Annotated in this window: 11 protein-coding genes and 1 other annotated feature; of the genes, 1 reads left to right on the plus strand and 10 read right to left on the minus strand. The window is 39.1% G+C overall.

Going from position 1 to position 13,358, the window contains the following annotated elements; all coding sequences use genetic code 11:
• Positions 1–64: 64 nt before the first annotated feature.
• From FD16_RS00240 to FD16_RS00280, 9 genes are all read right to left on the minus strand, one after another.
• Positions 65–1,069, minus strand: a complete 1,005-nt coding sequence (locus tag FD16_RS00240; RefSeq protein ID WP_010622803.1) for a rod shape-determining protein — start codon at positions 1,067–1,069, stop codon at positions 65–67.
• A 176-nt stretch (positions 1,070–1,245) separates the two neighbouring features.
• A complete protein-coding gene (locus FD16_RS00245; protein ID WP_010622804.1) occupies positions 1,246–1,875 on the minus strand; it encodes a JAB domain-containing protein in 630 nt (209 codons plus the stop codon).
• A 45-nt stretch (positions 1,876–1,920) separates the two neighbouring features.
• A complete protein-coding gene (locus FD16_RS00250) occupies positions 1,921–3,237 on the minus strand; it encodes a bifunctional folylpolyglutamate synthase/dihydrofolate synthase (protein WP_010622805.1) in 1,317 nt (438 codons plus the stop codon).
• Positions 3,238–3,384: 147 nt separating this feature from the next.
• The gene (locus FD16_RS00255; RefSeq protein WP_010622806.1) at positions 3,385–6,042 is read right to left on the minus strand and encodes a valine--tRNA ligase; all 2,658 of its coding nucleotides are present in this window, start codon (positions 6,040–6,042) and stop codon (positions 3,385–3,387) included.
• Positions 6,043–6,106: 64 nt separating this feature from the next.
• Positions 6,107–6,312, minus strand: a binding site (T-box leader).
• Between the two features lie 39 nt (positions 6,313–6,351).
• Positions 6,352–6,846 carry a thiol peroxidase gene (locus FD16_RS00260; RefSeq protein WP_010622807.1) on the minus strand — a complete coding sequence of 165 codons (495 nt, stop codon included), beginning with the start codon at positions 6,844–6,846 and terminating at the stop codon, positions 6,352–6,354.
• 99 nt (positions 6,847–6,945) lie between these two features.
• Entirely contained in the window at positions 6,946–8,163 is a 1,218-nt protein-coding gene (thiI, locus tag FD16_RS00265) for a tRNA uracil 4-sulfurtransferase ThiI (protein WP_010622808.1), read from the minus strand.
• Positions 8,164–8,177: 14 nt separating this feature from the next.
• Entirely contained in the window at positions 8,178–9,326 is a 1,149-nt protein-coding gene (locus FD16_RS00270; protein WP_010622809.1) for a cysteine desulfurase family protein, read from the minus strand.
• Positions 9,327–9,536: 210 nt separating this feature from the next.
• Positions 9,537–10,145 carry a 30S ribosomal protein S4 gene (gene rpsD / locus FD16_RS00275; protein ID WP_010622810.1) on the minus strand — a complete coding sequence of 203 codons (609 nt, stop codon included), beginning with the start codon at positions 10,143–10,145 and terminating at the stop codon, positions 9,537–9,539.
• A 190-nt stretch (positions 10,146–10,335) separates the two neighbouring features.
• Entirely contained in the window at positions 10,336–10,800 is a 465-nt protein-coding gene (locus FD16_RS00280) for a GAF domain-containing protein (RefSeq protein ID WP_010622811.1), read from the minus strand.
• A 134-nt stretch (positions 10,801–10,934) separates the two neighbouring features.
• Between FD16_RS00280 and ezrA the strand changes: the two genes are divergently transcribed.
• The gene (gene ezrA, locus FD16_RS00285) at positions 10,935–12,638 is read left to right on the plus strand and encodes a septation ring formation regulator EzrA (protein ID WP_010622812.1); all 1,704 of its coding nucleotides are present in this window, start codon (positions 10,935–10,937) and stop codon (positions 12,636–12,638) included.
• A 58-nt stretch (positions 12,639–12,696) separates the two neighbouring features.
• Here ezrA and FD16_RS00290 read toward each other — a convergent pair whose 3' ends face one another.
• Positions 12,697–13,302, minus strand: coding sequence for a DUF1054 family protein (locus tag FD16_RS00290; RefSeq protein ID WP_056938510.1), 606 nt, complete (start codon positions 13,300–13,302; stop codon positions 12,697–12,699).
• Positions 13,303–13,358 lie beyond the last annotated feature (56 nt).

Below are 13,358 nucleotides of genomic sequence, written 5' to 3' on the forward strand. Positions count from 1 at the left end.
TGACCAACCCCGTCCCTAAATACCTTTATATCGCACGTTTAACACGTACAACTTATAGGCTATTTTACTTTTTCTTCATTACATCAATGCTCTTTAATGATTCTCCAGTTCCAATTGCGACACAGTCTAATGGCTCTGAAGCAATAAATACGGGAACCTTAGTTTCATTAGCAATGACTTCTGGTAAATGTTTCAATAATGCGCCACCGCCAGTAAGGACGATGCCGTGATCAATTACATCAGCAGCAATTTCAGGAGAAGTTTCTTCTAATGTTTCTTTAATTGCTGTAATGATTTCGGATACTACATCCTGAAGTGCCGTAGCAACATCGGTAGCTGAAACTTCAACAGTTTGTGGTAATCCAGTCACTAAATCGCGACCCCGAATCTCAGTACTGCCCATTTCACCAGCTGATTCAACAGAAGCAGAACCTTCATCCCACTTAAGCTTTTCAGCAGTTCTTTCACCAATCATCAAGTTCATGTGTTGGCGAACATATGAAATAATAGCCTCATCCATCTTGTCACCAGCCATTCTGATTGAACGGCTTGAAACAATTCCACCAAGTGAAATTGTGGCAACATCGGTTGTTCCACCACCAATATCAACAACCATGCTACCTGTTGGATCCATAACGGGTAATCCAGCACCGATAGCAGCAGCAAATGGTTCTTCAATTACATATGCATCGCGTGCGCCTGCTACACGAGTTGCATCAATCACAGCACGTTTTTCAACTTCGGTAACACCGCTTGGCACACACACCATTACATATGGTTTACCATTGTTTTTACCAAGTGCTTTTTCAATGTAATACTTCATCATTGCGACAGTTGTATCATAGTCAGCAATGACACCATCTTTCATCGGTCTAATTGCAACGATACTTGATGGTGTACGACCAATCATTTCACGCGCAGCCTCGCCGACGGAGATTACCTCTCCAGTTTTAGTATTTTTAGCAACAACTGACGGTTCGCGTAAAACAATTCCCTTACCATCAATGTACACAATCGTATTGGCAGTTCCTAAATCGATGCCAATGTTTTTTGTTCCGATTCCAAGCACGTTGTTTCTTCCCTTCATCATTTCAATCTGTTATATTCTTGCAATAATATCAGTATTATACCATAGTGAACTAGATCAGTCATAGATCTTTCTTACACAAGATACCGCATTTTGGCAAATTTCAAAATGAATGGTTGAGAACTTAACGAATTATTTACCATTTCAACTCATAAATCCTACAACATTTTCGATTCTTTCATGCTTAAATAATCCTTATCTCCAACGACAAAGCTGTCTAGAACCTCAATGCCCAGTAATTCACCACATTCAACCAATCGTTTCGTAAATTCGATATCATTTTCAGACGGTTTAGTCATACCACTGGGATGGTTATGAGCAATAATTATGGATTCTGCATGAGCCTCAATTGCTTCAGCGAAGATTTCTCTTGGGTGGACTGGACAAGTTGTTAAAGTTCCACGAAACACAACTTGTTGTCTCACAATCATGTGACGCACGTTTAAGCAAAACAAACACAAATTTTCTTGGTAATCATCTTGAAATTCATCAACCAAAATTTGACCAAGTTGGCTACTTGAATATATGTGCCCTAATATCGGTCTAGAAGCCTTACATACTCGTCGCCCAATCTCGATGCCTAGCATCAACTGCTGTAATTCTGTTGGCCATTTTTCTGCCACAGCTAAACGTTCTTGAGTATTTGCTGTTTTAAACTCTCCAAGATCAGCAAATGAATTCCAAAAGCAATCACTGAGTTTTTCCTCTTCACCAGGATATGCCGCCTTAAAAAATTTCTTAACTACAAGTTGATCACTCATTGATTTAAAATTTATGGTTTCATTCATTTAATATTCCTCCCGTATATAAGTTAATATACGAAAAGTTATTTACTAATCCTTGAAAAAATGACGAACATCCGAAATAAAATACAGTGATCCTGTAATAATTAAAATGTCATCCGCGGACAAATTATTGGTTAATTTTACTAACCCCTCTTGCCATGATGATGCAGTTTGAATTGGATTTTTCGGATGCTGTTTTGCAATTAATTCCTCAATATTGGCACTTGGACGTTTAGCCTTAGGGCCTGCAAATGACGTTACCACCAAGTGTACATTACTGATACCAGCTAATTCAGCAATCATGGCGTGTGTCTGTTTATCTGCTAAAATTGCCACCAATAAATACACATCACGATCACCAAAATCTCTCACAATTGTCGTTTTCATTGACTGCATTGCCGGTAGATTATGGGCCCCATCTAAAATAATTGTTGGCTCATCGTTAATTAATTCCATTCTACCCGGCCATGTGGTTTGTTTAAGCCCCTCATTTATAGATTTAACACTTAATTGCCAACCCATTTGATCCATAAATTGGACAAATGCAGCAATCGCCACACCGGCATTATTAACCTGAAATTCTCCAAATAAATTGATACTAAATATTTGCTGATGAATTTGATCATCGCTATATCTAATTTTCATGGACATCTCTTTGCTCGGTGCACGAGTAATTTCATATCCGTTTTTTGGCTCTATTAAAGGGACTTTTTGCTTGCTTGCCGTATGCCTAATCACCGTTAAGGCTTCATCAGGAAGATTGCCAATAATTATTGGGGCGCCACTTTTAATAATACCAGCCTTTTGGAATGCTATTTTACTCAGTGTGTCACCTAAAATATTCATGTGATCGTATCCAACAGTGGTTATCACCGAAATAACTGGCTGAATAATATTAGTTGAATCGTACAGTCCGCCTATTCCAACCTCCACAACAACTACATCAGGTTTAACATCCGCAAAGTACATAAACATAATAGCTGTCACAATTTCAAATTCAGTTGGTCCACCTTCAGGCAAAGTTTCATCCAACTGATCAACAATTTCTTTGACACGATTAGTGTAGTTAACCAAATCATCGTCATCAATTGGCTGATTGTCCAAACTAATTCGTTCGTTAAATCTAGTAATAAACGGTGACGTAAACGTGCCAACGCTGTACCCGTGCGCCATTAATATGGACCGTAAGAATGCGACGGTTGATCCCTTGCCATTCGTTCCAGTCACGTGAATCATTGTGAGTTTGTTTTGTGGGTTTCCCAACATTTCCATCAACTTGCGCATTCTTTTTAGAGTTGGAATTTTTTTAAATTGAGTTCTACCATGAATAAAATTCAATGCCTGCTCATAAGTATCGATCGCCATTGTTAAGCTACTCCTTTAATTAAACTAGTGCCTACAAACGTTAATAATACTCTTAAAACACGATTTTTTTACAAGTTTTGATAATATTCAAAAGGAGCTGAGTATCTTGGGTACCCAGCCCCTAATTTAAAAATTACAAAAATCTGATTATGCTTTATTAATTGATGCAAGTCGATCCTTTGCTGCACTTAGCTTCTGGTTCCATTCAGTTTGTTTATCACGTTCTGCATTGACAACACTTTCTGGAGCGTTAGCTACAAAATGTTCATTACCAAGCTTCTTAGCAGAACGATCAACTTCCTTGTTAAGCTTTTCAATTTCCTTATTTAAACGATTTTTTTCTTCGTCTAAATCAACCAATTCGGCCATTGGAATATAGACCTCTGCGCCAGTAATAATTCCCGTTAAAGCTAACTTAGGAGCAACCACATCGGTGCCAATGGTCAATTCTTCTGGGTGACAGAAACGATCGATATACTCGCGATTATCACTAAACACTTTTCCAAGATTTTCATTGTCCACCTTGATTTGAATATCAACAGGAGTTGACATTGGTGCGCCAGCTTCATTCCGAATATTACGAACAGCCTTGATTAACTCAATCAAATGTTCCATTTGTTCAGAAGCAGATTCATCAACAAAATCGTCATGAACAACCGGATAATCAGCGGTGACTAATGAGTCACCTTCATGAGGCATAGTTAACCAAAGTTTCTCAGTCACAAAAGGCATAATTGGGTGCATCAAACGAAGTGTTTGATCCAAAACGTAAGCCAAAATATTTTGCGTATCTGCCTTCGCTTGTGCATCCCCACTATTTAATTTTTCCTTTGACATTTCAATGTACCAGTCACAGAAATCATTCCAGATAAAGTTATGCAGAGCTCGACCGGCCTCACCAAATTCAAAGCTTTCAAAGAGTCGTGTAACTTCCGAAACTGTGTGATTCAACTGATTCAAGATATATCTATCTGCCAAATCCCACTTACTCTTATCAGGAAGAACTGGTTTTTCCATGTCACCGAGATTCATAATTACATATCTGCTGGCATTCCAAATCTTGTTAATAAAATTCCAGGCTGAATCCATCTTAGTGTAACTGAATCGAACATCTTGCCCTGGAGTTGACCCAGTAGCCAGGAACCAACGCAGTGCATCAGCACCATACTTCTGAATCACATCCATCGGATCAATTCCGTTACCTAATGATTTACTCATTTTACGACCCTGCTCATCACGAATTAAACCGTGAATTAAAACATTCTTAAATGGCCGACGACCAGTGAATTCCGTACTCTGGAACATCATTCTGGCAACCCAGAAGAAAATAATATCATATCCGGTAACAAGTGTATCTGTTGGGAAGTAGCGCTTGAAATCTGGGCTTTCAGTATCTGGCCAGCCCATTGTTGAAAATGGCCAAAGTGCACTTGAGAACCATGTATCTAGTACATCTTTATCCTGTTCCCAGTTTTCAATATCTTTTGGTGCTTCCATTCCAACGTATGTTTCACCTGTCTGTTTGTTATACCAAGCTGGAATTTGATGTCCCCACCATAACTGACGTGATATAACCCAATCATGAATATTTTCCATCCAAGAAGTAAAGGTGTTTTCAAAACGAGGTGGCACAAAGTCAACACGATCATCAGTATCTTGATTGTTTAGTGAGGCCTCAGCTAATGGCTTCATCTTGACGAACCATTGGGTTGAAAGGCGAGCTTCAACCTGAACACCAGTCCGTTCTGAGTGACCGACTGAATGGACGATTGGTTCAACACGCAACATGTATCCCTGTTCTTCCAAATCGTGAACAATTGCTTTACGAGCTTCAAAACGGTCCATGCCTTCATACTTACCGGCATTTTCGTTCATGCTGGCATCTTCATTCATGGTATTGATTCGCTTCAAGTTATGGCGATTACCAACTTTAAAGTCATTGGGGTCATGGGCTGGCGTAATCTTAACCATCCCTGTTCCAAAGTCAGGAGTAACATACTCATCAGCGATAATCTCCGCTTCACGATTAACAAGTGGTACTAAAACTTTTTTGCCCACTAACTCCTTGTATCGCTCATCACTTGGATGTACTGCAACCGCCACATCACCAAACATAGTTTCTGGACGTGTAGTGGCAATTTCAATATAGTCTTTACCGTTAAATGTAGTGCCATCTGTGAATGGGTACTTAACATGATAGAAGGCCCCTTCGTCATCCTGGTGAATCACTTCGATGTCTGAAAGTGCAGTTCTTGCCTGTGGATCCCAGTTAATAATGTATTCACCACGGTAAATCAAGCCTTTATTATATAGGTCAACAAAAACCTTACGAACTGCTTTATTAAGGCCCTTATCAAGGGTGAAGCGTTCGCGATCGTAATCAAGTGACAGCCCTAGTTTGGCCCATTGTTGATGAATGATATCTGCGTATTCATCTTTCCAATCCCAAACTTGTTGGACAAATTTTTTACGGCCTAAATCGTAACGAGAAACGCCCTGATCACGAAGACGTGCCTCAACCTTTGCTTGAGTTGCAATACCAGCATGATCCATTCCTGGTAGCCACAAAGTATCAAAACCTTGCATTCTCTTTTGACGAATAATCATATCTTGAAGAGTTGTATCCCAAGCATGCCCCAAATGAAGCTTCCCGGTGACATTCGGTGGCGGAATAACAATTGAATATTTATGTGCTTTTTTATCGCCGTTAGGCTTGAATAATCCTTGATCCAACCATTTCTGGTAGCGGCCTGATTCGACCGCTTGAGGATCATACTTAGTTGACATGTCTGTTTCTTTAGCCATGGAACCACTCTCCTTAAAATTTTATGTGTTTGCATCAACAAAAAAAAGAAACCCACCCTATAAAAAATAGGACGAGTTTCTCGCGGTACCACCTAAATTGGGTTTTATCCCCACTTAAATCATGTTAACGGAATTTATCCGGGATACCTTACTCGGTTCAGATATCCAGCTCACAAGCTACCTTCCACGTCAACAAGCCGAAAGTTTCTCACCTAACAACTTTCTCTCTTAACACATGTTGACCCGTACTCTCTTGTTCGATGCTTATTGACGTATATGATAGTCAATAATTTAAAGTGCGTCAAGCACTTAAATTAGTTTTTTTAGTGCGTTAATTGCAGCCAAGTAATTTGGCTCGTCAGTCTGTTCTTCCACAATCTGACGATAAATAATTTTACCAGCACCATCAACAATAAAGATTGAACGTGCTAAAACACCCTCGTTGGGAACAAGGAGCTTCATCTCATAGCCGAAGGATTCCTCGCTATCAGACATCATCTCCATTTGTTGTACATCCTCAGCAGCACACCATGCAGCCTGTTGCTTTGTCGTATTTGTTGAAACGGTGATAAATTTTACATCTGGGTATTGATCCATTGTCTTATTAAACTTTTTAGTTTGAATACTGCAAACTCTAGTATTAATATCTGGAACAACGCTAATCAATAATATCTTACCTAACAAGTCTCTAGTTTTAACTTTTTGACCCTCAGCATTAAAGACCTTAAAGTGTGGCAGTTCCTCACCAACTTCTGGTGGATTACCAACCAATGTTTCAACTTGACCCCGGCGTGTTATTTCCACAATCACGCACTCCTTCCTAACTCGTTTACCCAAATTATCATGGGATTGTACTAAAATTACAACACTTTTTCTGTGTTTGCAAGCTTGTTACTCACAATCCTAAAGTAATTCGGCAAATGCGTCAGCTTCTTCATTCAAAAATTCCTGACCAGCATGGACATCAGTGATTTTGACACCATCCAAAGCCTTTTGCATTAATCCCTCAACATCTAAACGTGATTCATACAATCGGGTACGTTCAAGATTAGGTTTTGTCTTTGGACTTGGTGGTGCAAAAATAGTACAGCAATCTTCAAACGGAAGAATAGACAGATCATAAGTATCTATATCTTCAGCAATTTTGATAATCTCTGTCTTATCAAGAGAAACAACAGGCCGTAGGATTGGCAACGTAGTGACGTCATTGATCGCCAACATGCTTTCCATCGTTTGCGATGCAACTTGACCCAGTGATTCTCCGTTAAAAATTGCCAGTCCATGTCGTTTGAGTGCCAAAGCAGCAGTTAAACGTAACATCATTCGACGTTGAACAGTCATTAAATAGCCTTCTGGGACCTTTTCTTTAACCGTTTCTTGAATTTCAGTAAATGGAACCTGCAAAAATTTGATTGTTCCACTATAACGGGCCAACTTACCTGTCAATTCTTCAGCCTTCGCTAAAGCTTGTTCGCTAGTATAAGGTGGACTGAAAAAATGGACCATTTCCATTGACACTCCACGCTTCATCCCCAAATATCCGGCAACTGGTGAATCAATGCCACCAGAAAGCATCAGCATTCCCTTGCCACCTGTTCCAACTGGGAGTCCGCCAGCACCATCAATTGTTTCACTTGATAAGAAAATACCATTGGCTCGAATTTCAACTCGAATAATCAAATCGGGATGATGAACATCCACAGTTAGTTCGGGAAAAGTATCTAAAATAACTCCACCCAAACGGGTATTCATTTCATTTGTATCCATTTCAAAATTGTGGTCCGAGCGACGGGTATTAATTTTAAATGTTTTACTGCCAGCCAGTTGCTCTTTCACCATTTGCTTAGCAGTTTCGGCAGTCGCTTCAAACGTTCTCTCTACCTGAACTGATGGCGAAAAGTTTTGAATGCCAAATACTAACTTTAGTCGTGCAACCACGTCGTCACTGTCAGCTCCGTTTAAGCTAACATGCAAGCGATCCCGGTTAGCATGAACTTTGACCTCTGGCAAATCATGTAACACTTTACGAACATTAGATCCTAAGCGATCAATAAACGATTTACGGTTCTTACCCTTGGTTGATAATTCGCCATATCGAACCATGATTTCACTATATTGCATTATTGGCCTCCTTCCTAGTTCATAATTTTCTTAAATTCTGAATATAATTCATCAAATACTTGATTAAACTTTTCAGCCTCGGCAAGTGTATTCTGATCTCCCAAACTAATTCTAACTGCGCTGGTTGAGATTGATTCTGGAATATTCATTGCTGTTAATGTACTGGAAGCCAAGTGTTTTTTTGAAGAACAAGCGCTAGTGGTTGAGATATAAATACCATGCTGTTCAAACGCATGAACGATTGTCTCACCTCGTACACCATTAATTGCAAAACAGAGAATATGTGGTGCAAATATATCTGCATCCTTCGAAAAAATGGTAATATTATCAAATTTTTCAACGTGATGTAAGATGGTTTGTTTAATTTTTAATTCTGTTTTAATGCTTTCTGATTCGCCATCAAGTAATAATCGCAGTGCTTTTGCCATTGCAGCAATCGCTGGAAGATTCTCAGTGCCACTACGTAAATTACGTTCCTGACCACCGCCAGACATCAAAGGTGATATTTTCTTGCCTTGGCGTTTGTAAATAAATCCAATGCCCCGAGGAGCATGAAACTTATGACCAGAAAATGTTACGAAATCAACTCGATCATTGAGAATTAAAGACTGAATCCCCTTGCCAATCCCTTGGACAGCATCAATATGAAAATGAACCTTAGGATAATCTTTCAGTACTTCAGCAACCTCTTTCAACGGTTGAATGGTACCAATTTCATTATTAACCGCCATCACAGAAACGAGAACCGTGTCAGAACGAATGGCATTTTTCAAATCTTCAACCGAAATTCTTCCGTTTTCATCAACTGGTAAATAAGTAATATCAAAGCCTAATGCCTTCAATTGCTCCATTGAGTTATGAATTGCAGGGTGTTCTACGGCGGTTGTGATTAAATGCTTACCAAACGCCTGCTTTTCAATTGCAGTTCCCTTAACAACCCAATTGTCTCCCTCTGTACCACCACTAGTAAACAAAATTTCACTTGGTAATACACCCAGAAGTTTAGCAATTTGAGCCCTCGACTGTTCCAATAAGTTCCAAGCAGACTCTCCAAAATTATGCAAACTCGATGGGTTTCCCCACACCTTTTCACTTACAGTTTGGTACGTGGAAAGGACCTCTGGTCGAGCTTGTGTTGTTGCACTATTATCAAAATAAATCATAATTATCCCTCTTTACGTGAGCACATTAATTACAAATGGGTAACGCCTGTGCAAGATATGCTCCCAGCGGGGATAGACCACCGTTCGCTGATTCGACTCAATTCAAACAGGCACTATTATACCAGACACATCAAGCGGTGAACAGTTTTTAAAACCACAAAAAAAGCATTGGCAGTAATTTGCCAATGCTTTTGGAAATTCGTTTCAATATTACAACTTGTTGTAGTATTCAACGATAAGTGATTCATCGATTTCAGCATCCATGTCTTCACGTTCTGGAATACGAACTAATGAACCTTCAAGTTTGTCAGCGTCAAATTCAACATATGAAGGACGACCAACCACAGCTTCAACAGCGCTCTTGATAATGACTAAGTCTTTTGACTTTTCGCGAACACCGATAACTTGGCCAACAGTTACTTCGTATGAAGGAATATCAACACGCTTACCATCCACTGTAATGTGACCATGGTTAACGAGTTGACGAGCTTGACGACGTGTCGTTGCTAAGCCAAGACGATAAACCATGTTGTCAAGACGACGCTCGAGCAATGCCATAAAGTTAGTACCATGGGTACCTTCCTTGATCTTGCCGGCGCGTACAAACAAGTTAGCAAATTGACGTTCTGTCATGCCGTATGTCATACGGAGCTTTTGCTTTTCTTGTAATTGCAAGCCATATTCTGAAAGCTTGCTACGACGATCGCGACCATGATCACCTGGTGCATATGGGCGACGAGCTAATTCTTTACCTGTACCTGATAGTGAAACGCCAAGGCGACGTGAAATACGCCAACTTGGTCCTGTATAACGAGACATATATATATCCTCCAAAATTTAATATGGAGTAAAATAATCCGATTGCGAGCTTGGTATTCGTGCAGATTGATTTGCAACGTTCACCTTTGCAGCCGCGGTTACTAGTTGAACCATGTGGCATCCCTCTGTTGACGAGCTTACCCACTCACTGCTGCATTATTTTACACAAAGAGTAGTATAACGTGTTTGATTAGGCAACGTCAAGGTGATTCATCAAAACTCGTGCAAATTCACTTAATTCTTTAGCTTCATCCTCTGAAAACCGATCAAAAACTTTAGAATCAATGTCCATGACACCAATTTTTTTACCATCTTCAGTAATTAATGGAACCACAATTTCAGCATTAGAATCGCTGTCACACGCAATGTGTCCTGGAAATTCGTGAACATTAGATACTCTGGTTACCTGATTATTTGCAAAGGCAGTGCCACAAACGCCCGCACCATTTTTGATATGCATACAGGCCACCTTACCTTGAAATGGTCCCAAAGCTAACTCGTCTTCATCCTCTTGATAAAGATAAAAGCCCGTCCAATTAACATCTTTCAATGTTTGCATCAGTAGAGCTGATGCATTTGATAAATTAGCAGTTACGTTTTGCTCATTGAATAATAGTGCATCCAATTGTTGGTTCATTAATGATAAATCTGTCATGAAAACTCTCCCATCCCAATAAGTTTAACGTGTTGGCACGTTTCGTCTATGTTATAATTTTTAATAAGATGATTTTAAAGGTTAGAGGCATAAAAAGCAATCATAAAGTTTCTTACATAAGGGTGGGATTTTAAATGTTGCAGGTTTTAATTGGGATTGTTGTCATCGCGCTGGTGATTGTCGGTGGTCTATACTTTTTTCAGCGAAGTGCAATTAATAGAATTAATGATTTACAGGCACGCAAACAGCAACTAGTAGAGCGCCGATTAGGACAGTCAATCAAAGACGGTTCACAATTAAGTTTAACTGGTGACTCTTTGGATCAGTTCAACGAGTTAAAGGAACGCTACCAAAAAGTTCATGATAAACAGTTTCCTCAAATTGATGAACTAGCTGACGAAACACGAAACGATGCGCATGGTATTAATTTTATTTTAACTAATCAAAAAATTAATCAACTAAGCGAATTAGTGTCAAAGGCGGAAGAAGAACTTAAAGCAGTTCAATCTTCACTGAAAGAACTTCAAAAAGTTGACCAAACTCACAAACAGGCAGTTTCTGAATTAGAGAAAAAGTACCAAAAACTAAGAAAAGAGCTGTTATCTGAAAACTTTCGGTTTGGCCCTAGCATTGATCAATTGGAAGAACGTTTGTCATCTCTTGAAGACCAATTTGATCAATTCAGCCAGTTAACAGCCAAGGGTGATCACTCAAAGGCACATGAGGTGTTAGTAGAATTACGATCACAGACCGCGGCCCTCGAAAAAGTGATTGCTGCTGTCCCTGAACAATTTGCAAAGCTGAATGTTACTTATCCTGATCAATTAACAGAATTAAATGCTGGCTACCAAAAACTATTAGACGATAACTTTAAATTTGCCGATGCCGACATCCAAACAGAAATTGAAAATATTGCTAAACAACGACAAGAAACGTTAGATAAGTTAGCTTCGTTGGATACAGACGCCGTATCTAAAGCAAATGATAGCATCGACCGTCAAATTGATCATTTATATGATGTCATGCAAAAAGAAATTGATGCTCGTCCCCAAGTCGAAAAATTAATGCCAGAAATCAGTAAGTTTGTCATACATGCGCAAAATCAAAATCATGAATTGTTGATTGAATTAGACCGATTAAGTCAAAATTATGCGCTCGATCACGCCGAAATAGAAACGACTCGTGGTCTTGCAGAACAAATTAAGGCAATCGAAAAGGACTATCAAGAGGATATTAATAATATTCGTGCGCACACCGCAATTGACAGTCAAGTGTTAAGCCGACAACAAGATGCTAACGAGAAACTAACACAAATCGAACTTCAACAAACTGAGGTTAACGATAGTGTCGCTGGCCTACAGGATGATGAAAAGAAGGCAAAAGATACTCTTAATAGATTTGCAACGGAAATTCACGCAATTAAGCGTCAGGTTGAGTTACTAAATTTACCAGGTCTTCCAAAGGAGTATTTAGATTATTTCTTTGTTGTAAGCGATGAAATCACTAAACTTGATCAAGATATCAACCGAATCAAGATTAACATGGAAGACATTACCAAACAGTTATTGATTGTCCAAGCTGATTTAGAAACATTGCAAGAAAAAACTGACGATATTCGAGACAGCTCGCAATTGACGGAACGTTTGTTACAATATGCTAACAGATTCCGTGAGAACAATGCTGAAGTCGATGCCGCTGCACAAAAATCTCAAGAACTGTTTAGTAAGGACCACGATTATGCGGCCAGTCTTGAGGCAATAGCAACGGTCATTGATAAAGTGGAACCTGGATCATACAAAAGACTTGAAAAAAATTATTACGATACTCAAGTTAAATAAAAGTAAATAATGAGGCTGAGAAAATTAAATTTCTCAGCCTCATTATTTATGGCAAAATCTATTCACCTATCAGCATTTTGTATACTGGTAGCATTGATACAATGGTATCAGTAATAATCGTCTGTTGTTTTTCACTTTCTAAAGAAAAAAATTGGTCATTTGAAGGCCACATTTTACCGACCAAAAATTCGCTTGTTTTTAAATTACTAAACTTACTAACAATGGCAGCCAGGTTTTCACTGGTATTTTTAACCACGGTTGATGTAGTATGGTCGTTACTGATACTCCAATTATTGCCCAAATAACTGACTAGTTTCTCACTTTGCATCACCCTGCTAGTAATGCCTTCTTGAACGCGCGCTTCTTGCAATACGTCTAGCCATACAAACATACAATCTGGCCAAAATCCGACTTCAAAATGAGGATCTTTTTTATACCCTTTCTTGTGTGGACCAAAAGCTACCCATGTATCGACCGGAGGATTAATTGTCCTTCGGAGGTGCTTTGCAATATGAGAATACACAATGACCCCTTTGTCCTGGAGTATCGGTTGCAGGGTACCAGCCAACTGTTCAAATTTTGGATCAATGATCGTCTTTATTTTTGTCATTCTGCCTTCTAGAGTACGATCATTAAATACATCGAAATCATTCTGATTAAACATTAACAATCACCCCACTTTCAAATTGAAGATGGTTAAATGTTATACTAATAATATAG

Source organism: Paucilactobacillus suebicus DSM 5007 = KCTC 3549, assembly GCF_001434475.1.
Lineage (GTDB): Bacteria > Bacillota > Bacilli > Lactobacillales > Lactobacillaceae > Paucilactobacillus > Paucilactobacillus suebicus.

Excerpts from the sequence above, each read along its gene's own strand:
- FD16_RS00245 (WP_010622804.1), bottom strand. The coding sequence starts at position 1,875 with ATGAATGAAACCATAAATTTTAAATCAATGAGTGATCAACTTGTAGTT.
- FD16_RS00250 (WP_010622805.1), bottom strand. The coding sequence starts at position 3,237 with ATGGCGATCGATACTTATGAGCAGGCATTGAATTTTATTCATGGTAGA.
- FD16_RS00255 (WP_010622806.1), bottom strand. The coding sequence starts at position 6,042 with ATGGCTAAAGAAACAGACATGTCAACTAAGTATGATCCTCAAGCGGTC.
- thiI (WP_010622808.1), bottom strand. The coding sequence starts at position 8,163 with ATGCAATATAGTGAAATCATGGTTCGATATGGCGAATTATCAACCAAG.
- FD16_RS00270 (WP_010622809.1), bottom strand. The coding sequence starts at position 9,326 with ATGATTTATTTTGATAATAGTGCAACAACACAAGCTCGACCAGAGGTC.
- rpsD (WP_010622810.1), bottom strand. The coding sequence starts at position 10,145 with ATGTCTCGTTATACAGGACCAAGTTGGCGTATTTCACGTCGCCTTGGC.
- FD16_RS00280 (WP_010622811.1), bottom strand. The coding sequence starts at position 10,800 with ATGACAGATTTATCATTAATGAACCAACAATTGGATGCACTATTATTC.
- ezrA (WP_010622812.1), top strand. The coding sequence starts at position 10,935 with ATGTTGCAGGTTTTAATTGGGATTGTTGTCATCGCGCTGGTGATTGTC.
- FD16_RS00290 (WP_056938510.1), bottom strand. The coding sequence starts at position 13,302 with ATGTTTAATCAGAATGATTTCGATGTATTTAATGATCGTACTCTAGAA.